Raw genomic sequence first — 23,622 nt, 5'->3', positions numbered from 1 at the left:
AATCTACGAGGATGGGAAACCTCGTCAGGGTCCTGTCAATTATAGGAGACCTCGTGTCTGTGATCGACCCCCCGCAAGGTCCAATTCACCAGCGCCGCATACTCGCGATCCTGGTCGTCTCGGCCGTCCTGATCTGGATCGACTCGACCGTCCTCGGTATCGCTCTCGAACGCCTCGCCGATCCCGTGGCGGGTCTCGGTGCCACGCCCGGCCAGCTGCAGTGGGCCGTCGGCATCTACTCGCTGTTGTTCGCCACCGCCCTGTTCCTGGCCGGCGCCCTCGGCGACCGCTACGGCCACCGAACCATCCTGATGCTCGGCCTGCTGATCTTCGGCATCGCCTCCGCCTGGGCCGCCTGGGCCACCGACCCGGTCGGCCTGATCCTCGCCCGCGCCACCATGGGCCTCGGCGGCGCGCTGATCATGCCCACGTCGATGGCGATCATCGGCTGGACCTTCCCGCCGGAGCGCCGGGCCGGTGCGATCGCGGTCTGGTCGTCGTCGGCCGGTGTCGGCGTCGCCGTCGGGCCGGTGCTCGGCGGGGTGCTGATCGATCACTTCTGGTGGGGGTCGGTCTTCACGATCAACCTGCCGATCGTCGCCTTCGGCCTGATCGGTGCCGCCGTCGTACTCCCGAACCCGCGCAGCCCGCAGCGCCGCCGGCTCGACCCGCTCGGCCTCGGCCTGTCCACGCTCGGCCTGCTCGGCCTCTCGTACGGACTGATCGAAGGCGGTCACCAGGGCGGCTGGGATCGCTGGCAGGTCTGGGCAAGCATCGGTGCCGGTCTCGTGCTGCTCGCCGGCTTCCTCTACTCCGAGTGGCGTGAACCGGAGCCGAGCTTCGACCCGCGCCTGTTCCGCAATCGCCGCTTCGCGGCCGGCAACCTCTCGCTGGCGGCGGTCTTCCTCACCATTACCGGGCAGGGCTTCTACCTCGCGTTCTATCTCCAGGGCGCCCGCGGAATGAGCGCCCTGGACGCCGGTCTGATGTCGTTGCCTGGGGCAATGGGTGTGATCGTCGGCGCCCCGCTCGGTGCCCGGCTGGCCGCACGGCTCGGCGTCGCCAAGGTGTCGGGTACGGCGGTCCTCACCCTCGCGGCGTGCTTCGCGCTCAACCTCACGTACGACGTCAGCACGTCGCTCGTGGTGATCGGGATCATCGGCGGCCTCGCCGGGCTCGCGATCGGCATGACCGTCGCGCCGACGACCGCGGCCGTGATGGCGACGCTCCCGATGGATCGGATCGGAGCCGGCTCCGCGGTCAGCAACGCTCTGCGTCAGGTGGGCAGCGTGCTCGGTGTCGCCGTACTCGGGACCGTCGTGTCGTCGACGTACCAGCACCGGATCGCGCCGGCGCTGACCGGCCTGCCGAACGAGGAGGCGATCGGCACGTCGGCCGAGGCGACCCGCCACGCGGCCGGCGCGCTGCATCGCCCCGACCTGGTGCAACTCGCGAACGACGCCTTCGTCCACGCCATGCACACCGCGGCCGGCGTCGCCGCGGCCATCGTCCTCCTCGGCGCGATCGTCCTCACGGCCGCCTTCCGGACCTCCAGGCCATCACAATCGCCGAATCAGCAAGCAACTACGCCGGAGCGCGCCGGCATCGGTTAATTGTGATGGCCTGGGGAACCGTCAGTTCCACGGAGACGGCGGCGGTGGCGGGACAACGGTGGGGCGATCCTCGCACCAGGTTGCGCTCGTCCAGCCGCCGTCGTTGCCGGCGAGCAGGCGTACGTCGAACTCCGGCGGGCCGTTGAAGTGGAACGTGCCGCAGTTGTTGACGAACGGCGCGCCGACGTTGCGGGCGTCGACGTTCTCGAAGGTCGCCCAGCCGCCGACCCGGGCGTTCACCACGTTGGTCCCGGTGCCGTCGACGTGGGCGTTGCGGACGACGACGCCGGTGATCGCGTAGTCGTCCTTCACCGGCCAGTCGACGACGAACATCATCGCGTTGTACGTCGAGTCCAGGAACGAGCTGTCGACGATCTCGATCGGGGCCGACATCGTGGACTGCAACGCGTACAGCCAGATTGCGCCGAGGCCGATGTTCCAGTTTAGATCGCGCGGACCGCCGCGGACCGTGGTGTTGCGGGCGAACCTCAGCGTGCCCTCGAACGGGGTCGCGTTGAAGCGCGAGCCGGCGTGCAACGTACTGCCCTCGCGGATCGGATCGGCTACCAGGTTGTCGGTGACCGCGTTGTCGCGGCCGCCGTAGATCGCGATGTTGTTCGCGAGCACGGGCGTCTGCACGGTGTTGTGGTCGTAGACGTTGTCGTGATTGACCACACCGGACGGGTTCGCCTCCGACCACATCGCCAGCCCGTCGTCGCCGCTGTTCCGGACGAAGTTGTTGGTGGCCCTGACGTTCGAGACGCCGAGGTGCAGATTGATGCCGTCGGCAACGGCGTCGGTGATGACGTTGTTGCGGATCAGCAGGCCGTCCATCGGGCCGTCGAGCCAGATGCCGACCTTGGTGTGGTGCAGGTACAGGTTCTGGATCGTGGAGCCACCGCCGATCGCACCGCCGATGCCGTTCACCTGGTCGGTGTCGATGCGTTCGCGGACGTCGCTCTCGATCGCGAAGTCCGACAGATGTACGCCGGTGCTCCCGCCGTCGGCGGCGTACTTGCCGTAGAAGCCGGGTGCGCTGTGCACCGACTTGTCCGGCGCAGGCTCCGCGAGCGGCAGGACCCTGCCCTTGATGATCGTCCACCAGTTGCCGGCGCCGCGGATCGTCACCCGGTCGACGACGATGTGCCGGTTGACCTGGAACGTCCCCGCCGGGATGAACACCGACCAGCCGATCCGCTGCGCGGCCGCGATCGTGCGCTCGATCGCGGGCGCGGCGTCCCGTCGCCCGGTCGGATCGGCGCCGAACAACCGCACGTCGAGGGACCGGGCCGGCTGCTTCAACGGGGCCTTCACCAGCTCGAAGTCCGCGACGTCGAGCACCGTCCACGCCGCCGCAGTCGCGTTTGGTACCGCGAACCGAATGCGCGCGCCGGCCTGGTACGTCCGATCGAGCATCACTCGCTGCTCGTCGTAGAAGTGGTTCGGCCGGAACGGCTTCGCGACCGGATCCGGCTCGGGCTTCCACCAGCCCGGGATCGGGTCGACGTTCGGGTCGTTGGAGAACGGATACATGCCGTACAGCCAGGCGTACTGCGATGTCAGCGTCATCGTCTGCCGGTGCTTCCCGTTGACGCTCACGTCGAGCGGCGCGGTGATCCCACCGCCGGCCGGTGCGTCCGGGATGCTGTACCGCAGCGTGAACGCGTTCGCGGGCTGCGTCAGCGTGAATTCGACGTACTGCTTGGGCTGCAGCCGTACGGCGGTACGCCCGGAGGCCTCGGCCGGGAGGGTGTACGCCTCCCGTCCCGGGCCGAGTTGCTCGCCGGTGAAGGCGGCGTTCTCCGCCTCCTGCTCGACGAACGGTACGTCGGCGCCGCGGCCGGTCACCAAGGCTGGATCGAGGCCCGCACGGGTGATGCGCGGCGCGGGGCTCGCGGCGGCTGGTTGGTACGTGAGCACGGCACCGAGCAGCGCGGTCGACACGGCGACCGCGATCAAGTGCGAACGGGACATCGGCGGATCCCCTCCCGGACGAATTGTCTGGAGGTTATGCACCCGACGATCGGCGCGCAAGATCTCGACAGGTCAGAGAAATTTCCGAACCATGAAGACGTCGACGGGATCCTCGGCCTCGGTGACGAAGCCGTGGCGCTCGTACAGCTTCCGGGCCGGGCTGCCCTGCAGGACGTTCAGCGCGACGGTCGCGCCGCCGGCTTCGTCCAGGACAGAACGCAGTACGGCGGAACCGACGCCGCGGCCCTGGTGGTGCGGGGCGAGGTAGAAGTGCTCGAGCCACTGGCGGTCCTCGGCCGGCCGCATGCTGATGGACCCGGCGAACTCGCCGTCGACCTCGATGATCCGGGTGTGCTCGGGAGCGTAGGCGTCCCGCAGGCGCTGGCGGACGCGATGGTCGTCGTACCGCCCGAGGCGTTCGAGGTCCGGGCGCATGGCCACGGCCCGGAGCTCGACGAGATCCTCGAGGTCGTTCGCCGTCGCGGGCCGCAAGGTCCACCTCATGGCAGCGCCGGTTGCGGGATGGGGCGGAGGGCGCGCAGCCAGAGTTCGGTCTGGGCGATGTGGGCGGATGCGGCGGTGGCGGCGGCCGCGGGGTCGCGAGTGGTGATCGCGGCCAGGATCTCGCGGTGGCCGCGGTCGCTCGTCTGCTTGATCGCGTCGAAGTCGGCGCCGGGCTCGAAGATCCGGTAGTGGCCGCCGCGGCCGCGGATCACGCCGGTGAGCGCGGTGACGGTCGGGTTGCCGCCGGCCGCGCAGATCAGGCCGTGGAACTCGGCGTCCAGGTGCTGGATCTCGGTCGCGTCGGTGGTCGACTCGAGCCGATCGAGGACCTCGCTCAGGTGCGCTGCGAGCTCCGGGTCCTGGCGGGCGGCCGCGGCAGCGGTGGCGTGCGCCTCGAGCACCCGGCGTACCTCCAGCAGTTCGAGCACTCCTTCGAGCGGGATCAGCTCGACCGACAGCGAGAACCTGCCGATGATCGCGGCCGGGTCCAGCGCGGAGACGTACGTGCCCGACCCGTGCCGGGACTCGATCACCCCGAGCGCGCCGAGCGACCGTACGGCCTCCCGCAGCGAGCTCCGGGACACGCCCAAGTGGTCGCACAACTCGGGCTCCGGCGGAAACTTCGCCCCCGGCCCGAGTTCCCCGGACGCGATCATCTGCCGCAACCCGGCCAGTGCCTTGTCCGTAGCAGCCATCCCTCACCTCCCTCCGAAGCGTAAGTCCTCAGACCACTCATGGTCACATTGCCCATGCGCAGCCCTGTCCGACCGAGCCAATCCGTAATTCATCAGATGTTTGCCCGGAGGAAGCCGGGCAGGTCGGCCGCCCGCCAGCGCCGGTCACCGAGCCGCTCGTACGGCGTCCCGCCGGTCACCCAGACCGTCGTCATACCGCGCTCGTGCGGCCCGGTCAGGTTCACCTCGAGATCGTCGAACATCGCGGCCCGCACCGGGTCGATCCCGAACGACGCCAGGAACGCGTCCAGGCTCTCGTCGTACGGCTTCGGGATCAGGTCGGCGGCGAGGATGTCGAAGACGCCGTCGATGCACTCGGTCAGTCCGAGGCGACCTAGCACCTGCTCGGCGTGGTACGCCGAGCCGTTCGTGTACAGGTACCGCCGCCCGGGCAACCCGCGGAGAACCTCCGCCAGCGCCGGATCGGGACGCAGTACGGCGTAGTCGATCGTGTGCTCCCACGCGAGGTAGTCGTGGGGGTCGATCGACCGGGTGTTCATCAGGCCGCGCAGGGTCGTCCCGTGCTCGGCGACGAGCTGCGCCTGCAACCGAAGGGCCTCGGCTTCGTCGGTGCCGAACAGGTTGGACAGGTACGCCCGGATCCGCACGTTCATCTGGCCGGCCAGTCCGGTCTCGGCCGGATACAACGTGTTGTCGAGATCCAGAACCCAGGTGTCGATGTCCGCCAGCACCAGATCAGGGTAGGTGACACACTGGTGGCGTCACCGACGGGAGGACTGCACGATGCCGACTGCGCTCGTCACCGGGCCGGCGACCGGGATCGGCCGGGCGTTCGCGGACAAGCTCGCGCTCGAGGGGTACGACCTGGTGCTGGTGTCGCGGGACGAGGCGCGCCTCAAGGAGGTCGCCGCCGACATCACGCGGCTGCACGGCGTCGAGTGCGAGGTGCTGGCCGCCGACCTGACCGACGCGGCCGATCTGGCGCGCGTCGAGGAGCGGTTCCGGACCGGCCCGATCGAACTGCTGGTGAACAACGCCGGCTTCGGCCAGAAGAAGCCGTTCTGGGAGAACCCGGTCGAGGTCGAGGAGAAGCAGCTCGATCTGCTGGTCCGCGTCGTACTGCGGCTCACGCATGCCGCCGTACTTCCGATGATCGAGCGCGGCTCGGGTGCGGTGATCAACGTGTCCTCGGTGGCCGGGTTCCTGCAGCGCAACATCTACAGCGCGCACAAGGCGTGGGTGACGACCTTCTCCGCCGGGTTGGCGACCGGGCTGCACGCGCAAGGTGTGGCAGTGATGGCCTTGTGCCCGGGGTTCGTGCACACCGAGTTCCACGAGCGGATGGGGATGGACAAGACGCTCATCCCGTCCTTCATGTGGCTGGACGCGGACGAACTGGTCGCCGCGGCCTGGAAGGACCTGATGCGAGGCAAGGCGATCTCGATCCCGAGCCGCCGCTACAAGCTCCTGATGCTCGCCGCGCGCTTCACACCCCGAGCGCTCATTGCGCGCGTGTCGACCGTGGGCCTGGACGGCCGCCGTCCGGCTTGGTCGGCTGCAGGGTCTCGTAGAGAGTCTTGACGAGAGCGGCGGCGTACTTGTCGTGCTCCTCGCCGGGCGGTGTGACCCCGGCGAAGTTGACCTCGAACCCGCGCTGGAAGCACGCCCCGAACAACAACGCGGCCGCGGCGCCGGCATCAGCGGTACGCCGTACACGCCCGAGCTTCTGCTCAGCGCGGAGGTAGCGGATCAGGCCCTCCTGCGCCTTGTGCGGCCCGGCGTTCAGCTCCTGCAGACGAAGCCGGTGCGCGGCGAGCAACTCCCGCGACGAGAACAGTGATACCAGGATCGGAAAGCCCTCGACGTAGAAGTCGATCGCGGTGCGCGCCAGCTGGGTCAGATTGCCGCGGACCGTTCCGCTGCCGGGGTTGCCGAGCAGTTCCTTCAAGGAGCCGGGGAGTTCGGGCATCCGCTCGTGCATGACCGCAAGCAGGATCGCGGCCTTGTCTGCGAAGTGCTTGTAGAGCGCGGCCTCCGAGTACCCGGCGACCTGGGCGATCGACTTGGTGGTCGCCCGCGCGAACCCCTGCGTCCGCAACACCTCCGCGGCCGCGTCCAGGATCTCGTCCCTGGTCCCCATCCCGTCCTCCCGTTCGTCCGCGCCGAACTCTACCTTGACAGGTTGGTGAGTGTTTACTAACCATAGTGAGTGAGCGTTTACTAACCTGGAGGGGTGACGATGAAGCTGGTGGTGTTCGGGGCGTCCGGACGGATCGGGACCGAAGTGGTGCAGCAGGCGGTGGCGGCCGGGCACGCCGTCACGGCCGTCGTACGCGAGGGGTCGAGTCTCCAGGTGCCGCTGCCGGAGCTCCGGCTGGTCGCGGCGCGCGCCGGTGTTGCCGGCGGGCTGACCGAAGTGGTGACAGCCGACGTGATGGACCCGGCGTCGATCACGCCGGTCGTGGCCGGCCACGACGCCGTACTGTCCGCGCTCGGTCCGCGGCCGAAGGGGCCGAGCGATGTGCTGACGAGCAGCGCGCGAAGCATCCTGCACGCGATGAGCGATGCCGACATACGACGCTTCCTCGTGGTGAGTGTGGCCGGCATCCACAGCGGTGGCGACGACGTGTTCACGAAGTACGTCGTGAAGCCGATCCTGCAACGCATCCTCCGGGAGTCGTTCGCCGACGCCCGTCAGATGGAGGAGCTGATCCGGGCGAGCGACCTCGACTGGACGATCGCGTGCCCACCGCGTCTGACCAACGCCGCTGCGAAAGGCACCTTCCGCAGCAACACCGAAGGCACCGTTCGCGGCGGATTCACCATGACCCGCGCGGACGTCGCCACCTACCTGCTGAACGCGATCGACGACGCGGCGGTTGTTCGGAAGACCGTAGTCATCTCCAACTGACTACAGCTTCTCCGCGACCTCGGTGAGGACTGTGAGGGTTGCGGTGATCAGGGGGTGGTCGGCTCGGCTGTTGCGGACGGCGGCGTAGACGCGGCGGGTCGGCGCGGGGGCCGGGAGTGGGCGGATCAGGGCGAGGGTCGGTTCGGGTACGGCGAGGCGTGGGACGAGCGAGACGCCGCCACCGGCCGCGACCAGTGCCGCGACGGCGCGGAAATCGTCGGACTGGTGGACGATCCGCGGCTGGAACCCGGCCTGCTCACACGCGAGCAGTACGACGTCGCGGATCGGGTTGCCCGGTGCGGTCATCACCCAGTCGTCGTCCGCGAGCATGCCCAGCTCGATCGTGTCGTGGTCCGCGCCCGGGTGCGTCGGCGGCAGGACGGCGACGAAGGGCTCGGCGTACAACGGGATCCGGACCAGTCGCTGGTCGTCGTGCCGCGGGGAGCCGCGGTGCTCGACGGCGATCGCGAGGTCGGCGTCGCCGTCGAGCAGATGGGTGATGCCCTGGTGTCCCTCGGCATCGCGCACGACGAGGGAGAGGCCGGGGCTGGTCTCGCGGAGTCTGGTCAGCGCCGGTGCGACCAGCAAGGTGATCGCGGTCGCGAAGGCGACGACGCGGACCTCGCCGTTCGCGCCGCTCGCGTGCAGCCGCATCGCGTCCTCGGCGCGTTCGACCTCGGCGAGGATGGTGTCGGCATGGGCGAGGAGCAGCCGGCCGGCCGAGGTGATCGCGACCCGGCGGCCGCGGCGTTCGAGCAGTTCCTGGCCTACCTCGGACTCCAGGGCCGCCAGTTGCTGCGAGACCGCCGAGGGCGTCAGATGCAGCACCTCGGCGGCCGCGGTCACAGTCCCGTGGTCAGCAAGCGCGCGCAACACCCGCAGGCGTCGTACCTCGATCACGAAGCTCAGCTTGGCACAGGTCGTCATTGAGCTCGCCGGGGAGCAGGTTCAGTTCGACGGCCGGACGGTCCGGCGTACGGCGCTCCCGCCACCGGCGTACGGCGTCACGGATCGGGTCGCGTTTCGGGACATAGGGGCGCACCGGGGCATCCGACACGGCGGAGTGGGTCTGCTCGTGAATCGACTTGATCACGGTATAGGGGATGTACATGCGTCAGCTCGCAACGTCTCTGAGACAGGGCGTGGGTTGGCACGTGTTGGTGACCGGACGCGTCCCGGCGTTGCGGCGTACTGCTCGGAGTGGCCGCAGCAAGCCGCGCAGCGGACGGCGAGGCGGACGGTGCGGGACGACCGGGGCGTTGGGCCAGGCCGAGCGGTTTTCGTTGTGGACCTTCTTGATGACTTCTGTCGGGAAGACGTACATCGGTTTTCCTTTCCTCTGCTTTCGACAGTAGGAACCGGGACCTTGATACGTCCAATGAAAGTTCTGGGCGGAGTTGATGTGCCTGGTGCATGATGTGGGTATGGAACTGCGCCAGCTCAGGTCGTTCGTGGTGGTGGCCGAGGAGATGAACGTCGGGCGTGCGGCCACGCGGCTGCACCTGACCCAGCCGTCGCTGAGTCGCCAGATCGCGGCGCTCGAACACGATCTCGGCGTCGAGCTGTTCGCTCGCGTGAAGCGGCGGTTCGTGCTGACGGCCGCGGGCGCGACGTTCCTCGCCGACGCGCAGGACCTGCTGCGGCGGTCGGACGAGGCGGTCCGCGCGGCGCAACGGACGCAGCGCGGTGAGCTCGGGACGTTGCGGCTGCGATTCGTGCAGTCGGCAACGTTCGATACGTTGCCGCGGCTGCTGGGTGCGTTCCGGCAGGCGTATCCCGAGGTGGTGCTGGACCTGGAGTCGTGGACGACGTTGCGGCAGACCGAGGCGCTCCGGGACGGGCGGATCGACGTCGGGCTGCTGCGGCCCAGTACGCCGGCGGGTGCGAGTGCCGTCGTACAGCTCGCGCCCAAGTTGACGTCGCGGGTGGTTGCCGAGGACTCGTTGGTGGTTGCGTTGCCGGCCCGGCATCGGCTGGCGCGGCGGAAACGGCTGCGGCTGGCCGAGCTCGCGGAGGAGCCGTTCGTGTTCTACGCGCGGCCGAGCGGCCCGGCGGTGCACGACACGATCGTCGGGTACTGCCGGGATGCCGGATTCACACCGCGGATCGAGCAGGAGGCGGCCGACGTACAGACGATCGTGTCGCTGGTCGCGGCCGGACTCGGGATCTCGCTGCTGATCAGCCCGACCCCGCCGTCCAATCCCGACACGGTCGTCTACCGCGAGTTGTCCGACGACCTACCACCGTGGCAACTCTCCGTAGCCTGGTCCCCGGACAACCACTCGCCCGTCCTGACGCGCTTCCTCGAACTGGTGTAGGTCCTGTCTGGTGATCCATCAGACAGGACCTAGCCGAAGACGTCCGGGTCGCCGCCGGTGCGGACGCCGGTCTCCAGGTCCGCGATCGCGGCCATGTCGTCGTTGTCCAGCCGGAAGTCGAAGACCTCGAAGTTCTCCTTGATCCGGCTCGGCGTCACCGTCTTCGGGATCACCACGTTGCCGAGCTGCAGGTGCCAGCGGATCATCACCTGGGCCGCCGACTTGCCGTACTTCGCGCCGATCGTGGCGAGCGCCGGGTTCGCCAGCAGCTCGCCGGACGCCAGCGGGCTCCACGCCTCGGTGACGATGTCGTTCTCGGCGTTGAACGCGCGCAGCTCGTCCTGCGGGAGCGCCGGGTGCAGTTCGATCTGGTTCACCGCGGGCCGGATCGTGGTCTCCTCGAAGATCCGCCGCAGCGCGGGCTCGTGGAAGTTCGAGACGCCGATCGCACGCACCCGCTTGTCGGCGTACAGCTGCTCGAACGCCTTCCAGGTCTCGACGTACAGGTCCCGCTGCAGCGACTGCCAGTGGATCAGGTACAGGTCGACGTACTCGAGGCCGAGCTTCTCCAGACTCGCGTCGAAGGCCTTCAGCGTGCTGTCGTACCCCTGCTCGGAGTTCCACAGCTTGGTGGTGATGAACAGTTCGTCACGCGGGAGACCCGACGCCGCGATCGCCCGGCCGACGCCGGACTCGTTGCCGTAGATCGCTGCGGTGTCGATGTGCCGGTAGCCGGTCTCGAACGCCGCGGCCACGACGTCGGTGACGATCGCATCCTCGACCTGCCAGACCCCCAGGCCCAGCTGCGGGATCTCGACGCCGTTGTCCAGAGTGATGGAGGGGACTGTGTTCATCTACCCATTCCACCCGGCGAAGGGTTTCTGGCCCAGTCATCCGACGTGTGACAACAACCTCATTAACCGGTAGTAACCACTTCATAGGACTTGGCATCGGGCTCCAGGAACCGGAGTAGCCCGTCGCCTTCCCGCTCCAGCTCCGCCTGTGTCTTCTTCAGCGTCCGGCCGAACGGAGTCAGCGTGAGAGTGGCCACACCACGCTTCTTCTCGGTCGTCCACAGCCCGGCGACCAGGCCGTCGACGGTGTACGTCGCTTTGACGCGGAGGTTCTTCGTGAACACGGCCGGCTTGTGTTCGTCGGCGATGATCCGCTCTCGTTTCGCGTGCGACAGCAGCACGTTGTCGAACTCCGGCAGGAAGCGCACCGGCGCCGGCGTGTCCGGGTCGGGGCGAGGCGCGTCCGGTACGTCGTACAGCGTCTTGCCGGCCTCGTCCTTGAACGTCTCGAGCTCGAGCTCGTCGAACAACGGCTTCGCCTTCTGCAAACCGGACCACGTCTGGAAGTCCGCCGGCGTGGCGGGGCCGAACGCTTGCAGGTAGCGGGTGATGAGTTCCTTGGTCTCCGAGCGCTGGTGGAGTTTCTTCCCGATCCACTTCTCGGCCGGCGTGAACCTGGAGTTCGCCGTCCAGGACCAGCGGACGTCTGTCGGGTACACCACCAACGGCACCAGCATCCGCGTGCAGAACCCGAGCGCGCGCTCGTTCACGTCCGGGAACTGCTGCTGCAACGCGTCGCGCACCTCGGTAAACGTCAACGGCTCCTTGGTCAGCAACTTCTTCGCCGCGGCCACGACCTTCTCCGGCTCGAGCCCCGCGCCGCGTTCCCCCAGAACCTTCAATCCCGCTTCGAGCACCGGCGCCACGGTCGCGCGGAACCGCAGGTAATCCGCCGCAGTCACCAGATGCAACGTCCCGCGAAACAGCGTTGCCCGTACGACGTCGTGCTCCCGGACCGCATCATCCAACTCGGACTCCGCGAAGTGGTCGATCCGCGACCACAACCCGACGTACGGATGCTTGGCCTCCTGCCCCTGCATCCCCACCAGCCGGCCGACCACGTCAACCGCCGGCACCGCTTCGCGCCCCAGCAAAACCTGCCGAGCCAACGTCGCCCGATTAACCGCCCGCCCACTCATCACCACCATGCACGCATCTTCGCGCACAGCACCGACAACGTCAGCTGTAGTCCTTCTCGTTGTACTTGGGGAGGCCCAGGAGTTGGCGGATCTGGGTGGAGGGGGACTTGCCGCCGGCGGCTGAGGCGCGCTGGACGTGGTCGGCCATCTCGGACTTGCTGTCGGCCGCGGCGGCCAGGAGCCAGTGTGGCCGGGCGGCGGCATCCGCCTTCGCCAGTGCCCGGATCTGCGTCGAGACCTTGGCGGGCCAGACGGTCGACCTCAGTGCGCCGTACTCGGCGAGGTTCGCCGCGGCCACCGCCTTGGCCCTGGCCTGCAGGGTCGTCAGCGACATGTTCTCGTTGGCCGCCTTCTCGAACCGCTCGAGCGCGACGTTGTACGGCCGGGTGATCTGCAGGTACTTGGTGCCCGCAGCAGAAAGACTCAGCATCGTCGGCGTCGTCCGCACAACGGGAACGCTCCGCGCCGGCGTCGGCGGCGTGTACGCCCCAGCCGGCTCCGAAGGTGTCACCGGCGGCGCACTCGAGGAGGCCGGCGACGGCGCCGTAGCCACCGGCCCGCCGTCCGCCCCACATCCGGCAACGCACGCCAAACCCAGTACTCCGACAACGGCCAGCATCTGGCGCATAAAGCTCCTCACCCAGTGCGAACCGGACAACCCTAGCGGCGTCCGGCTCGAACTATCCCGCCAGGGCGGCGCGAGCTTCGGCGAACGCAGCGACGGCGCGCTCCACGTCCTCTGTGGAGTGAGCTGCGGACAGCTGGACCCGGATGCGGGCCTTGCCCTGGGGTACGACGGGGTACGAGAAGCCGATGACGTAGATGCCGAGGTCGAGGAGTTTGTCGGCCAGGCGGCCGGCTTCCGCGGCGTCGCCGATCATCACGGGGGAGATCGGGTGGTCGCCGGGGAGTACGTCGAAGCCCGCCGCGGTCATCTTGGTGCGGAAGAGTGCGGTGTTGGCGGCGAGCTTGTCGCGCAGGTCGCTCGAGGTGCCGATCAGCTCCAGTGCCTTCAGCGAGGCGGCGGTGACGGACGGCGCCAGCGAGTTCGAGAACAGGTACGGGCGGGAGCGCTGGCGGAGCAGCTCGACGATCTCGCGGCGGGCGGACACGTAGCCGCCGGACGCGCCGCCGAGGGCCTTGCCGAGCGTTCCGGTGACGATGTCGACGCGGTCCTTCACGCCGAACAGCGACGGGGTGCCGGCGCCGTCCGGTCCGACGAAACCGACCGCGTGCGAGTCGTCGACCATCACCAGGGCGTCGTACCGCTCGGCCAGGTCGCAGATCTCGTCGAGCGGGGCGACGTATCCGTCCATCGAGAACACGCCGTCTGTGGCGATCAACCGGTACCGCGCGTCGGCGGCGTCCTTCAGCTGGGCCTCCAGGTCGGCCATGTCCCGGTTCTTGTACCGGTACCGACGGGCCTTCGAGAGCCGGACGCCGTCGATGATGCTGGCGTGGTTCAGCTCGTCGGAGATGATCGCGTCCGCAGGCCCGAGCAGCGTCTCGAAGAGGCCGCCGTTCGCGTCGAAGCAGGAGCTGTAGAGGATCGTGTCCTCGGTCCCGAGGAAGTTGCTCAGGGCACCTTCGAGGTCCTTGTGGATCGCTTGCGTCCCGCAGATGAAGCGCACCGAGGCCATCCCGAAACCCCAGCGGTCCAAGGCGTCCCGGGCCGCGGCGATCACCTCGGGGTGGTCGGCCAGGCCGAGGTAGTTGTTCGCGCAGAAGTTCAGTACTTCGTTGCCCGACGCAACCGAGATCAAGGACTGCTGGGGTGAGGTGATCACCCGCTCGGACTTGTAGAGCCCGGCGTCCCGGATCTCGCCGATCGTCGTCGTCAGGTCGTCCCGCATCCGCCCGAACATCAGTGCTTCTCCTCCAGCGTCTCAGCCGTCCAGTCCATGATCACCTTGCCGCACTGCCCCTGGCGCGCCACGTCGAAGGCCCGCTCGAAGTCGCCGTACCCGAACCGGTGGGTGATCACCGGCGTCAGGTCCAGTCCGCGCTCCAGCATCACCGACATCGAGTACCAGGTCTCGAACATCTCCCGGCCGTAGATGCCCTTGATGGTCAGCATGTTGAGCACCACCGTGCCCCAGTCGATCGCGATCTCGTCCGACGGCAGGCCGAGCATCGCGACCTTCCCGCCGTGCGTCATGTTCGCGAGCATGTCCCGGAGCGCGGCCGGCTGCCCGGACATCTCCATCCCGACGTCGAACCCCTCACGCATCCCGAGGCTCTGCTGCGCCTGCGCGATCGTCTCGTCGGCGACGTTCACCGCGCGGGTCACGCCGATCTTCCGCGCCAGGTCCAGGCGGTACTCCGACAGGTCGGTGATCACGACGTTCCGCGCGCCGGCGTGCAGCGCGACCGCCGCGGCCATCACCCCGATCGGGCCGGCCCCGGTGATCAGCACGTCCTCGCCGACCAGCGGGAACGACAAGGCGGTGTGTACGGCGTTGCCGAACGGGTCGAAGATCGCGGCGACGTCGAGGTCCACCGCGTCCTTGTGAACCCAGGCGTTCATGGCCGGCAGAGCGACGTACTCCGCGAACGCGCCCGGCACGTGGACGCCGAGGCCACGCGTCTTGATGCACAGGTGGCGGCGCCCGGCCCGGCAGTTGCGGCAGCGGCCGCAGACCAGGTGTCCCTCACCGCTGACCAGGTCGCCGACCGCGACGTCACGGACGCCGACGCCGACCTCGACCACCTCACCGCAGAACTCGTGCCCGGTCACCATCGGCACCGGCACGTTCTTCTGCGCCCAGTGGTCCCAGCTCTGGATGTGCAGATCGGTGCCGCACAACCCGGTGCGGAGCACCTTGATCAGGACCTCGTCGGCCTCGATCTTCGGCTCCGGGACCTCCTGCAACCACAGACCGGGCTTGGCCTCAGCCTTCACGAGCGCCTTCATGCCCACATCGTCGTCCCGGGCAACCATCGCCGTCCATCGACACGTCGTACACAGCCTTTACAGGTCAACTGCATACTCGTCCGTGTGCGGGGAGTAGCCAGGTGAGCAAGAAGTCGGAGCGCCCCGGCCGTGATCTAAGCTCAAGGCTCATGAGCTACGACCGGGACGGACTGCTGGAGCAGGTCAAGAGCAAGGCGATCGTGCACGGCCGGGTGACGCTGGCCTCGGGCAAGGAAGCCGACTATTACGTCGACCTGCGCCGGATCACGCTCGACGCGGCCGCTGCGCCGTTGATCGGCCCGGCGATGCTCGAGCTGACCAAGGACCTGGAGTACGACGCTGTCGGCGGGCTGACGCTCGGCGCGGACCCGGTCGCGATGTCGATGCTGCACGCGGCGGCCCAGGAAGGGCGGGCGCTCGACGCGTTCGTCGTACGGAAGGCCGAGAAGACGCACGGTCTGCAGCGGCGGATCGAGGGTCCGGACGTGAAGGGTCGCCGGGTGCTCGCGGTCGAGGACACCTCGACGACCGGGGGATCGGTGCTCACGGCGGTCGAGGCGTTGCGCGAGGCCGGGGCCGAGGTGGTCGCCGTAGCGGTGATCGTGGACCGGTCGACCGGCGCGCAGGAGCGGGTCGAGGCGGAGGGCCTGGAGTACCGGTCCGTGTTCGGACTCGAGGACCTGGGGCTCGGCTGATGCAGAGCAGCACCCTTCTGTACATCCTGCTGGCGATCGTCGTCGGCGTCGGCCTCGTCTACTTCAACTACTACCGGGCGAAGAAGCGCCGGGAGATGTTCGCCGGGTTCGCTGCCCAGCACGGCTGGTCGTACGTCCCGGCCAACCACTCGCTGGCCGGTCAATGGGCCGGTACGCCGTTCCGCACCGGCGACAACTGGCGCGTCAAGAACGTGCTGTCCGGACCGTACAACGGCCACCAGATGGTTGCCTTCGACTACAGCTACCAGACCCACACCACGAACGGGAAAGGTCAGCGGCGCACCACCACCCACAACTTCGGTGTCGTCGTGCTGCAGCTGCCGGGCGCGCTGCCGCACCTCGAGGTGACGCACGAGGGGATCTTCGGCGGCGCGGTGGCCAACGCGTTCGGTTTCCGAGACATCCAGTTCGAGAGCGATCAGTTCAACCGGGCGTTCCGGGTCAAGGCCGACGACGAACGGTTCGGGCACGCGGTGGTGACGCCGCGGATGATGGAGCTGCTGCTGGCCCGAGGCGAGATCGGCTGGCGCTTCGAGGGGAATTCGCTGGTCGGCTGGGACAACGGCGCGCACAACCCGAACGAGGTGCTGAACCGCCTCGCGCTGCTCGAACAGGTCGCGCTGAACGTCCCGCCGTACGTCTGGCGCGACTACGCGGGCGTCGACCCCCGCGGGCAGCAGCCGGCTTACCCGCAGCAGCCGTCCGCCTACCCACAGCAGCCACCCGCGGGCGGACCCACCTACCCGTAGAGTCGCTCCCAGCACTGCCAATTACTCGGGAGCTGGGAAATGGTCTGGGTCATCATCGCGATCGTCGCGGTGATCGTCATTCTGGCGATCATGCTGATCACGTCGTACAACCGGTTCGTCAAGCAGCGGAACCTGATCCAGGAGTCGTGGCGGCAGATCGACGTCGAGCTGCACCGCCGGTACGACCTGATCCCGAACCTGGTCGAGACCGTGCGCGCGTACGCGGCGCACGAGCGGCACGTGTTCGAGGAGGTCGCTCGGCTGCGCACCCAGGCGGTGAACGTGCAGGGTTCCAACCCGGAGCAGCGAGCCGCTGCGGAGGGTCAGCTGTCCGGCGCGCTGCGTCAGATGATGATCTCGGTCGAGCAGTACCCGCAGCTGCAGTCGAACCAGAACTTCCTCGGTCTGCAGCGCGAGCTGACCGACACCGAGGACCGGATCGCGGCCGGCCGCCGGTTCTACAACGCGAACGTCGGCGACTACAACACCCGGATCGAGGCGTTCCCGTCGAACCTGATCGCGGGCGGCTTCAAGTTCGAGAAGGCCGGCTACTTCGAGGTCAAGGACGAGCAGGTCCGTGCGGTGCCGCAGGTCTCGTTCGGCACCATCGGCTCGGTCGCAGGTGAGCAGGCGCCGCCGCAGATGCAGCCGGGTGCGCCGTCGTCGGGCCAGATCCACCCGCAGATGCCGGGGGATCAGGGCAACTACCCGCCGCAGCAGATTCCGGGCGGTTACCAGCAGCCCGCGCAGCAGCCGCCGTACCAGGGCCAGCCGGGTCAGGGCCAAGGTCAGTACCCCGCGCCGGGGCAGTACCAGGGAGAGCCACCGGTGGGCGGGCCGCCTGCGGGTTCCCCCGCGCCACAGGACGGACAGCCGCCATTCACCGGTGGCCAGTAGGCACCGGTTCCCCGTGATCCAGGTCCCCCGATCCCGGACTCACTCCCAGTGCCAGGCCCGGTGTGACGGCGGTCAAGTCGCCACCTCCGGGCCTGCCCTCCCCCCGGTACCTGTGTCAACAGTGCCGGATTGAGATACATCCGGCGTACATCGGGCTTCCCGGCGCGTACAGCCGGATGCCACGATGGGGCAGTTCAAGAGTGGAGAGGTCGGGCGAGTGGACAGTCTGAGGTACGGGATCCTCGGACCTCTGCGACTCGTTCACGTCCCGGGCCAGCCGCTCAAGGCCGCCAAACCGCGCCAGTTGCTCGCAACGCTGCTGCTGCACCCGAACCGGTTCGTCTCCACGGACCTGATCGCGGACGCGCTCTGGGAGAACACCCCGCCGCGGTCCGCGACCGCGAACATCCGGACGTACGTCCGGGCGCTCCGCGGCGTGCTGCAGGACGCCGGGCTGCCCGCGCCGATCGACACCTCAGCTGCCGGCTACAGCATCGAGGTCGGTGTCGACGAGCTCGACGCCAGCCTTTTCGAGTCGCTGCTCGCCGAGGGTGGCCACCTGCGCGACCAGGGTGACGGGCGGCAGGCCATGCAGGTGCTGGGCCGCGCGTACTCGCTCTGGCGCGGCCGCCCGCTCGAGGACCTGCCGATGCCCGCGGCATGGGAGGGCTCGATCGCCCGCCTGGAGGCGCAGCACCGCGGGCTCGTCGACGGACTGCTGGACCTGCGGCTCGAGTACGGCGACGTGAGTGGCGCCGCCGTACTGCTGAGCGCACGCCTCACCGAGGACCCGTACGACGAGCAGCTCTGGCGGCGGCTCGTCGACGCACTCGTAGCCGCGGGGCGAGTGGGTGAGGCGCGAGCGGCGTACGCGAAGGCAGTGCAGACGCTGGCCGACGAGCTGGACATCAAGCCCGGTCCGGAACTGGAGGCCGCCGGCGCTCGCGCCGAGAACGGCCGCTCGGCGAACTGGCCCAACCCGGGCATCCCAGCGGACCGTACGGCGGACCGGCCGGGACCGACCGCGCAACCCGGCCCGATGGCCGCGCCCGAGCTGACCGATCCGCTGCGGCCGCCGAGCCAGCTCCCGCTGGACCTGGCCGACTTCAGCGGCCGGCAGGAGCTCCTGGACCAGCTGCGCGACCTGGTCTGCGGCCGCGACCCGGTGCGGCCGCCGATCGCTGTCATCTCCGGTGCGCCCGGGACCGGGAAGACCTCGCTGGCCGTTCGGCTCGGGCACCTGGTCCGGGAGTACTTCCCCGACGGGCAGATCTACCTGGACATGCACGGCGCGACACACCCGCGTGACCCGGCCGCTGCACTGACCGATCTGCTGCTGAGCCTGAACCTGCCCGACTATGCGATCCCGACCGACCCCGAGCGGCGGTCCGCGATGCTGCGCTCCGAGCTGGCCAGCCGCCGCGTGCTGATCATCCTCGACGACGTGGCGACCGCAGGTCAGGTGACTCCGCTGATGCCAGGTACCGGCGCGTCGGCTGTGGTCGTGACGAGTCGCAACCGGCTCATGGACCTGGCAGGTGCGGACAGTACGCCGCTCGACACGTTCGACGACCGCGAGGCAGCCCTTCTGCTGTCGTCGGTCGCTGGATCCGGCCGGATCGATCCGTCCTCTCCCGAGGCCGAGGAGATCCTGGCGGCGTGCGCGAACCTGCCGCTGGCGATCCGGATCGTCGGCAGCCGCCTGGCGCAGCGCCCCGATCTGAGTGCCCGTGAGCTGGCGCGGCGGTTGCGGGACGAGGCGTCGCGGCTCGACGAACTGAGCATCGGTGAGCTCGCCGTACGGTCCAGTGCGGACCTGAGCTACGGCGCGCTGAGTCCCGAGGAAGCCCGGCTGTACCGGCTGATCGGTCACTTCGCGGTCGGGGTCTTCTCCGCGCGTGCGCTCGAGGCGGTCGCGTCACCGGCCGCCGTACGACGGAGTCTGGATCGGCTGATCGAGGTCAACCTGGTCCGGATCAGCTCGGTCGACGAGCGCGGTACGGCGCGCTACCGCGTCCACGACCTCCTGCGGTTGCACGCGCTCGGCGTCGGCGACGACGAGCAGAAGGCGCAGGCGGTCCGCGACGTCGAGGCTGTGGTCGATGCGATCCTGAACAAGATCCGGCGCGCCAACAATGCGCTGTCCTTCGAGTACTTCGGCGTACTGGAGCACACCGGGCCGTTGACGGCGCCGGACCCGTCGCCGTTCACCGAGACCGATGCGATCGCTTGGTTCGACAGCGAGCGCAGTACGTTCGTGCCGGCCATCCGCGCCGCGGCGCAGAACGGGTTGCACGAGCACGCGTGGCGCATCGCGGCGGCCTGGGGACCGTACCTTGATCTGCGGGCCGGGTTCGACGACTGGAACGGCTCGCACCAGCAGGGGCTGCAGAGCGCGATCGCGTGTGGGAACCGGCGCGGCGAGGCGATCATGCACCGGAACCTCGGCCAACTCGCGCTGTACCAGGACGACTGGGAGAACGCGCGCCGGCACTTCGACGCGGCCGCGCAGGTGTTCGCGGAGGTCGGCGACCGGCTCGGTGAGGGTGTCGCTGCCGTCGGCCTTGGTACCTGGCTGCGGGAACGCGGCGAGCGGGAGAAGGGCCTGGAGCAGTACGAGAAGGCGATCGAGGCCTTCGTCGAGGACGGCAACGCGAACGCCGAGGCCCTGGCGCGGACCGCCGCCGCGAACGTCTACCTGATCCGCGGTGACCTGGCCACCGCCCGGCGGTACCTGGCCCAGGCGTTCCTGATCGCCGTACGACGGGCGGACGCGCACCGGGAGGCCAAGGTACGCCGACGTATCGCGGCGCTCCGCGTACATCAAGGGCGACACGACGAGGCGGTCCGCCAACTGCGGAAGGCGCTGGCGATCTTCGACGGGATGGGTGACGACCACTGTGCGGCGTACACCCGGGCGCTGCTCGGGCAGGCGCTGATGGAGCGTGGTGAGGTGGCCGCGGCGCGCAAGACCCTGCTGGACGCGATCGACATCGGTCACCGGCTGGGTGATCGCAGCGTCGAGGGCGAGGCAGCGCAGCACCTCGGTGAGCTCTACCTGTCCACAGGCAGCCTGGACAACGCCCGTCGTACGCTCGAACGCGCTGCACGCGTGTGGCAGCAGGCCGGGAACGACGGAGCGGCTGCTGAATGCCGCCGAATGCTCGCCGGGTTCGAGGCCGGGGCCGCGGCCGGCTGACGCCGCGAATGTACGGCGGCTGTATTCGGGTTCGGCAGCATTCTCACCATGCCACGGCACGTAGGCCGAGGACGGGGGATCGGGGAGGACCTATGGCCTGGGGGGACGTAGTCGTGGATCGCCGGAACGTCCCGCGGGTGGCAAACCCGCGGGACACCGAGGCGGCGCTCAACTGGCAGTTGGAGCGGGTCGGATCGGCGGCCTGGCTGGACTGGCCGCTGAAGTTCCAGCGGATGGCTTTCGGTTATGCGCACGACAGCGGCTGGCACGACGCGGCCGACGCGGTTCGGTGGCTCGACCACCACACCCTGCTCCGTGAAGGGGCAGCGCCACGGGGGGCGCTGGTCTGGTACCAGGCGGCAGATCGGATCCGGGTGGCTTGTTCACTCGGCTCCGGTCAGGTGATCGGCCCACTGCCGACCGGACCGGTCGAGGCCGCCGAGTTGTCGTTACTCAGCACCGACTGGGTCTGGTCGGAGCCGCATTTTCCGTTCGGTCACTGACCGTTGCTCACCGGGTGCTTCGGTGCCGCGTGCTTCGGGGCGTCGCCGGACTTGCCGTTGCGGTTGCGACGCCGGGCCAGGAAGTACTCGACGACCATCGGGATCAGCGAGACCAGCACCAGCAGGATCAGCGCGGACTCGAGGTGGTCGTGGATGAACTGCACGTTGCCGAGCGCGTGGCCGAGCAGCGTGATGCCCGGTGCCCAGATCACCGCGCCGACCCCGGTCCAGAGGAAGAACTTCTTCGGGTCCATCTTCCCGGCGCCGGCCACGATCGTGATGAACGTCCGGACGATCGGCACGAAGCGCGCCATCACCAGCGCGCGCGGGCCGTACCGCTCGAAGAATTCATGCGTTTGCTCGATGTACTTCGGTTTCAGGAACCGGGCGTTCGGATTGCGGAACAACGACGTACCCAGGGCCCGGCCGATGTAGTAGCCGGAGACGTTGCCGAGGAACGCGGCAACGGTCAGCAGCACACAGGCCAGCCAGAGCGGTACGTCGATGGAGCCTTGCGCGATGAACAGGCCGACGGCGAACAGCAGTGAGTCACCGGGCAGGATCGGGAACAGCACCCCGCACTCGATGAACACCACCAGCAGCGTGCCCCAGAGGGCCCAGTTACCCATCCAGTGCAGGAGGTACTCAGGGTCCATCCAGTTCGGCATCAGCATCGCGACAAGAGGAAGCACGCGGACAGGGTAGCGTCCCGACCTGTGCATGAGCTGAGCAGCGACGTCCGGGGAGCGGACATGGTGGGCCCGAGCGAGGTCGGGGTCGGGCCCTGGGAGGGCGACTGGCCGGACGATCCGCGGCTGGACGCGGAGCTGCTCGCGGGCGGGGATCGGCGCAATGTCGTGGACAAGTACCGGTACTGGAAGCTCGAGGCGATCGTCGAGGACCTGGACCGGCAGCGCAACCCGTTCCACGTCGCGATCGAGAACTGGCAGCACGACCTGAACATCGGCTCGGTCGTCCGGACCGCCAACGCTTTCCTCGCGTCGGAGGTCCACATCGTCGGCAACCGGAAGTGGAACCGGCGCGGCGCGATGGTCACCGACCGCTACCAGCACGTCCGCCACCACCCGCAGCTCGCGGACCTGGCGTCGTACGCCGCCGAGCGCTCGCTGGCCGTGATCGGTATCGACAATCTGCCGGGCTCGGTGTCGTTGGAGACCTACGACCTGCCCCGGGAGTGCATCCTGCTCTTCGGTCAGGAAGGGCCTGGGCTCACCGAGGACGCGCACCAGATCTGCACGGCCGTGCTCTCCATCGCCCAGTTCGGTTCGACCCGCTCCATCAACGCCAGCGCGGCGGCCGCGATCGCGATGCACGCCTGGATCCGCCGCCACACCTTCGCCCAGCCGCCGAACAGCTGATCGTTATCCGAGGAGGCGACATGTGGCCTGATAATGCGATCTGGTGGCAGATCTACCCGCTGGGCTTCACTGCGGCTGAGGCGACGGCCCAGCAGACGGTCGTGCATCGCCTGCCGCAACTGGAGAACTGGCTCGACTACGCGATCGACCTGGGCTGCAACGGGATCCTCCTCGGACCTGTCTTCGCCTCCGAAACGCACGGCTACGACACGGTCGACCACTTCCGGATCGACCCGCGTCTCGGGGACGACGCCGACTTCGACCACCTGATCGCCCAGGCGCACTCCCGCGGCCTCAGAGTCGCCCTCGACGGCGTCTTCAACCATGTCGCGCGTTCCTTCGCCCATCCGGAATGGTTCCGCCGCGGTGGTCTCGACACCTTCGAGGGTCATGAACATCTCGTGGCCCTCGACCACAGCAACCCCGAGGTCGCGCAGTACGTCGGTGACGTGGTGCGGTTCTGGAACGACCGCGGTGTCGACGCGTGGCGCCTGGACGCGGCGTACGCCGTACCGCCCGAGTTCTGGCGCGATGCGCTGCCGCAGGACCGCGACACCTGGTACTTCGGTGAGGTGATCCACGGCGACTACGCCGCGTACGTCGAGAAGAGCGGGCTCGATTCCGTCACGCAGTACGAGCTCTGGAAGGCGATCTGGAGTTCGCTCAACGATCGCAACTTCTACGAGCTCTCGTATGCGCTCGGCCGGCACAACGCGCTGCTCGACACGTTCGTCCCGCAGACGTTCGTCGGCAATCACGACGTGACACGGCTCGCGACCCGGCTCGAGGACGAACGCCATCTCGGCCATGCGCTGGCGATCCTGTTCACGGTTGGCGGCGTACCGAGCGTCTACTCAGGCGACGAGCAAGCGTTCCGCGGTCTCAAGGAGGACCGCGCCGGCGGGGACGACGCCATCCGGCCGGCGTTCCCGGGGTCGCCCGACGAGTTGGCGGCGTACGGAAGGCCGACGTACCGCCTGCACCAGGAACTCATCGGCGTACGGCGGCGGCATCCGTGGCTGACCCGGGCGCGGACGACTGTCGAGCATCTCACCAACGAGTCACTCGCGCTGCGAAGCACGCACGGTGAGGAGTCGGTCCTCCTGCTGTTGAACATCTCCGATCAGGAGCAGCGGTTCTCGCTCGCGGACACCCCACCCGTCCCGGCACACAGCTGGGAATTGTTGACAGGTCCGTAACCTTCCTCCCCTTGCGCCCGTTGTTCTTGGTGAGACAGAAGTGAGGCTTCTCGTCGCG

At 68.6% G+C, this 23,622-nt stretch carries 24 protein-coding genes; 11 read left to right on the top strand and 13 right to left on the bottom strand.

Translation table 11 applies throughout. From position 1 onward, the window contains the following. Window positions 1-53 precede the first annotated feature (53 nt). Window positions 54-1,613 carry an MFS transporter gene (locus tag EV137_RS15275; RefSeq protein ID WP_202871002.1) on the top strand — a complete coding sequence of 520 codons (1,560 nt, stop codon included), beginning with the start codon at window positions 54-56 and terminating at the stop codon, window positions 1,611-1,613. Window positions 1,614-1,634: 21 nt separating this feature from the next. Here EV137_RS15275 and EV137_RS15270 read toward each other — a convergent pair whose 3' ends face one another. The 4 genes from EV137_RS15270 to EV137_RS15255 all read right to left on the bottom strand — a co-directional run bounded on the left by EV137_RS15270 (window position 1,635) and on the right by EV137_RS15255 (window position 5,517). Then, entirely contained in the window at window positions 1,635-3,587 is a 1,953-nt protein-coding gene (locus tag EV137_RS15270; RefSeq protein WP_134129719.1) for a glycosyl hydrolase family 28-related protein, read from the bottom strand. A gap of 72 nt (window positions 3,588-3,659) precedes the next feature. Beyond that, window positions 3,660-4,091, bottom strand: coding sequence for a GNAT family N-acetyltransferase (locus EV137_RS15265; RefSeq protein WP_134129717.1), 432 nt, complete (start codon window positions 4,089-4,091; stop codon window positions 3,660-3,662). Further along, a complete protein-coding gene (locus EV137_RS15260; protein WP_134129715.1) occupies window positions 4,088-4,786 on the bottom strand; it encodes a FadR/GntR family transcriptional regulator in 699 nt (232 codons plus the stop codon). The genes EV137_RS15265 and EV137_RS15260 overlap by 4 nt, the downstream gene beginning before the upstream one ends. A 92-nt stretch (window positions 4,787-4,878) precedes the next feature. Next, window positions 4,879-5,517, bottom strand: a complete 639-nt coding sequence (locus tag EV137_RS15255) for a pyrimidine 5'-nucleotidase (RefSeq protein WP_134129713.1) — start codon at window positions 5,515-5,517, stop codon at window positions 4,879-4,881. A 52-nt stretch (window positions 5,518-5,569) separates the two neighbouring features. On the opposite strand from EV137_RS15255, the gene EV137_RS15250 reads away from it, so the two are divergent. Further along, a complete protein-coding gene (locus tag EV137_RS15250) occupies window positions 5,570-6,367 on the top strand; it encodes an SDR family NAD(P)-dependent oxidoreductase (protein WP_134129711.1) in 798 nt (265 codons plus the stop codon). Here the strand turns inward: EV137_RS15250 and EV137_RS15245 are convergent. Beyond that, the gene (locus tag EV137_RS15245) at window positions 6,288-6,926 is read right to left on the bottom strand and encodes a TetR/AcrR family transcriptional regulator (RefSeq protein WP_134129709.1); all 639 of its coding nucleotides are present in this window, start codon (window positions 6,924-6,926) and stop codon (window positions 6,288-6,290) included. The genes EV137_RS15250 and EV137_RS15245 overlap by 80 nt on opposite strands. Window positions 6,927-7,025: 99 nt before the next feature. On the opposite strand from EV137_RS15245, the gene EV137_RS15240 reads away from it, so the two are divergent. Then, entirely contained in the window at window positions 7,026-7,697 is a 672-nt protein-coding gene (locus EV137_RS15240) for an NAD(P)-dependent oxidoreductase (RefSeq protein ID WP_134130800.1), read from the top strand. Here EV137_RS15240 and EV137_RS15235 read toward each other — a convergent pair whose 3' ends face one another. Together EV137_RS15235 and EV137_RS15230 are read right to left on the bottom strand one after the other, a co-directional pair. Then, a complete protein-coding gene (locus EV137_RS15235) occupies window positions 7,698-8,597 on the bottom strand; it encodes a LysR family transcriptional regulator (RefSeq protein WP_134012536.1) in 900 nt (299 codons plus the stop codon). Beyond that, window positions 8,554-8,808, bottom strand: coding sequence for a hypothetical protein (locus EV137_RS15230; protein ID WP_134129707.1), 255 nt, complete (start codon window positions 8,806-8,808; stop codon window positions 8,554-8,556). Before EV137_RS15230 ends, EV137_RS15235 begins: the two co-directional genes overlap by 44 nt. Window positions 8,809-9,121: 313 nt before the next feature. On the opposite strand from EV137_RS15230, the gene EV137_RS15225 reads away from it, so the two are divergent. Further along, window positions 9,122-10,015, top strand: a complete 894-nt coding sequence (locus EV137_RS15225; protein ID WP_166679897.1) for a LysR family transcriptional regulator — start codon at window positions 9,122-9,124, stop codon at window positions 10,013-10,015. A 29-nt stretch (window positions 10,016-10,044) separates the two neighbouring features. Here the strand turns inward: EV137_RS15225 and EV137_RS15220 are convergent, their stop codons facing one another. The 5 genes from EV137_RS15220 to tdh all read right to left on the bottom strand — a co-directional run bounded on the left by EV137_RS15220 (window position 10,045) and on the right by tdh (window position 14,922). Continuing rightward, a complete protein-coding gene (locus EV137_RS15220) occupies window positions 10,045-10,869 on the bottom strand; it encodes an aldo/keto reductase (RefSeq protein WP_134012097.1) in 825 nt (274 codons plus the stop codon). Between the two features lie 62 nt (window positions 10,870-10,931). Then, complete coding sequence (locus tag EV137_RS15215) at window positions 10,932-12,017, bottom strand: winged helix DNA-binding domain-containing protein (protein WP_134012099.1); 1,086 nt, start codon at window positions 12,015-12,017, stop codon at window positions 10,932-10,934. Between the two features lie 31 nt (window positions 12,018-12,048). Beyond that, window positions 12,049-12,636: a hypothetical protein gene (locus EV137_RS15210; protein ID WP_134129703.1), complete on the bottom strand. Its 588-nt coding sequence runs from the start codon at window positions 12,634-12,636 to the stop codon at window positions 12,049-12,051. Window positions 12,637-12,688: 52 nt separating this feature from the next. Further along, window positions 12,689-13,861 carry a glycine C-acetyltransferase gene (locus EV137_RS15205; protein ID WP_238175512.1) on the bottom strand — a complete coding sequence of 391 codons (1,173 nt, stop codon included), beginning with the start codon at window positions 13,859-13,861 and terminating at the stop codon, window positions 12,689-12,691. A gap of 11 nt (window positions 13,862-13,872) precedes the next feature. Beyond that, on the bottom strand, window positions 13,873-14,922 hold the full coding sequence (tdh, locus tag EV137_RS15200; protein ID WP_134012105.1) for an L-threonine 3-dehydrogenase: 1,050 nt from the start codon (window positions 14,920-14,922) through the stop codon (window positions 13,873-13,875). A 149-nt stretch (window positions 14,923-15,071) separates the two neighbouring features. Between tdh and pyrE the strand changes: the two genes are divergently transcribed. From pyrE to EV137_RS15175, 5 genes are all read left to right on the top strand, one after another. Then, window positions 15,072-15,617, top strand: a complete 546-nt coding sequence (gene pyrE / locus EV137_RS15195) for an orotate phosphoribosyltransferase (protein ID WP_134012107.1) — start codon at window positions 15,072-15,074, stop codon at window positions 15,615-15,617. Beyond that, on the top strand, window positions 15,617-16,387 hold the full coding sequence (locus tag EV137_RS15190) for a hypothetical protein (RefSeq protein ID WP_238175345.1): 771 nt from the start codon (window positions 15,617-15,619) through the stop codon (window positions 16,385-16,387). Before pyrE ends, EV137_RS15190 begins: the two co-directional genes overlap by 1 nt. Before the next feature lie 39 nt (window positions 16,388-16,426). Next, entirely contained in the window at window positions 16,427-17,284 is an 858-nt protein-coding gene (locus tag EV137_RS15185) for a LemA family protein (RefSeq protein ID WP_134129699.1), read from the top strand. A gap of 217 nt (window positions 17,285-17,501) precedes the next feature. Further along, complete coding sequence (locus EV137_RS15180; RefSeq protein ID WP_134129697.1) at window positions 17,502-20,483, top strand: AfsR/SARP family transcriptional regulator; 2,982 nt, start codon at window positions 17,502-17,504, stop codon at window positions 20,481-20,483. A 92-nt stretch (window positions 20,484-20,575) separates the two neighbouring features. Further along, window positions 20,576-20,986 carry a hypothetical protein gene (locus EV137_RS15175; RefSeq protein ID WP_134012113.1) on the top strand — a complete coding sequence of 137 codons (411 nt, stop codon included), beginning with the start codon at window positions 20,576-20,578 and terminating at the stop codon, window positions 20,984-20,986. On the opposite strand, the gene EV137_RS15170 is transcribed toward EV137_RS15175, so the two are convergent. Continuing rightward, entirely contained in the window at window positions 20,980-21,678 is a 699-nt protein-coding gene (locus EV137_RS15170) for a DedA family protein (RefSeq protein WP_238175344.1), read from the bottom strand. The genes EV137_RS15175 and EV137_RS15170 overlap by 7 nt on opposite strands. A gap of 60 nt (window positions 21,679-21,738) precedes the next feature. Here EV137_RS15170 and EV137_RS15165 point away from each other — a divergent pair, with 60 nt between their 5' ends. Next, entirely contained in the window at window positions 21,739-22,365 is a 627-nt protein-coding gene (locus EV137_RS15165; protein ID WP_134130799.1) for a TrmH family RNA methyltransferase, read from the top strand. Window positions 22,366-22,385: 20 nt separating this feature from the next. Beyond that, a complete protein-coding gene (locus tag EV137_RS15160; protein WP_134129695.1) occupies window positions 22,386-23,564 on the top strand; it encodes an alpha-amylase family protein in 1,179 nt (392 codons plus the stop codon). Window positions 23,565-23,622 lie beyond the last annotated feature (58 nt).

Origin of the sequence: Kribbella pratensis, assembly GCF_004366075.1 — a bacterium.
GTDB classification, from domain to species: Bacteria; Actinomycetota; Actinomycetes; order Propionibacteriales; family Kribbellaceae; genus Kribbella; species Kribbella pratensis.
Note: the sequence above shows the minus strand (reverse complement) of the source record. Positions and strands in the feature narration are given on the sequence as shown.

Bases quoted from the DNA above. Each gene is read 5' to 3' on its own strand.
- EV137_RS15230 (WP_134129707.1), bottom strand. From the start codon at position 8,808: ATGTACATCCCCTATACCGTGATCAAGTCGATTCACGAGCAGACCCAC.
- EV137_RS15265 (WP_134129717.1), bottom strand. From the start codon at position 4,091: ATGAGGTGGACCTTGCGGCCCGCGACGGCGAACGACCTCGAGGATCTC.
- EV137_RS15175 (WP_134012113.1), top strand. From the start codon at position 20,576: ATGGCCTGGGGGGACGTAGTCGTGGATCGCCGGAACGTCCCGCGGGTG.
- EV137_RS15165 (WP_134130799.1), top strand. From the start codon at position 21,739: ATGGTGGGCCCGAGCGAGGTCGGGGTCGGGCCCTGGGAGGGCGACTGG.
- EV137_RS15215 (WP_134012099.1), bottom strand. From the start codon at position 12,017: ATGGTGGTGATGAGTGGGCGGGCGGTTAATCGGGCGACGTTGGCTCGG.
- EV137_RS15240 (WP_134130800.1), top strand. From the start codon at position 7,026: ATGAAGCTGGTGGTGTTCGGGGCGTCCGGACGGATCGGGACCGAAGTG.
- EV137_RS15225 (WP_166679897.1), top strand. From the start codon at position 9,122: ATGGAACTGCGCCAGCTCAGGTCGTTCGTGGTGGTGGCCGAGGAGATG.
- EV137_RS15260 (WP_134129715.1), bottom strand. From the start codon at position 4,786: ATGGCTGCTACGGACAAGGCACTGGCCGGGTTGCGGCAGATGATCGCG.
- EV137_RS15190 (WP_238175345.1), top strand. From the start codon at position 15,617: ATGCAGAGCAGCACCCTTCTGTACATCCTGCTGGCGATCGTCGTCGGC.
- EV137_RS15245 (WP_134129709.1), bottom strand. From the start codon at position 6,926: ATGGGGACCAGGGACGAGATCCTGGACGCGGCCGCGGAGGTGTTGCGG.
- EV137_RS15185 (WP_134129699.1), top strand. From the start codon at position 16,427: ATGGTCTGGGTCATCATCGCGATCGTCGCGGTGATCGTCATTCTGGCG.
- EV137_RS15250 (WP_134129711.1), top strand. From the start codon at position 5,570: ATGCCGACTGCGCTCGTCACCGGGCCGGCGACCGGGATCGGCCGGGCG.
- EV137_RS15270 (WP_134129719.1), bottom strand. From the start codon at position 3,587: ATGTCCCGTTCGCACTTGATCGCGGTCGCCGTGTCGACCGCGCTGCTC.
- EV137_RS15220 (WP_134012097.1), bottom strand. From the start codon at position 10,869: ATGAACACAGTCCCCTCCATCACTCTGGACAACGGCGTCGAGATCCCG.
- EV137_RS15160 (WP_134129695.1), top strand. From the start codon at position 22,386: ATGTGGCCTGATAATGCGATCTGGTGGCAGATCTACCCGCTGGGCTTC.
- tdh (WP_134012105.1), bottom strand. From the start codon at position 14,922: ATGAAGGCGCTCGTGAAGGCTGAGGCCAAGCCCGGTCTGTGGTTGCAG.
- pyrE (WP_134012107.1), top strand. From the start codon at position 15,072: ATGAGCTACGACCGGGACGGACTGCTGGAGCAGGTCAAGAGCAAGGCG.
- EV137_RS15205 (WP_238175512.1), bottom strand. From the start codon at position 13,861: ATGCGGGACGACCTGACGACGACGATCGGCGAGATCCGGGACGCCGGG.
- EV137_RS15210 (WP_134129703.1), bottom strand. From the start codon at position 12,636: ATGCGCCAGATGCTGGCCGTTGTCGGAGTACTGGGTTTGGCGTGCGTT.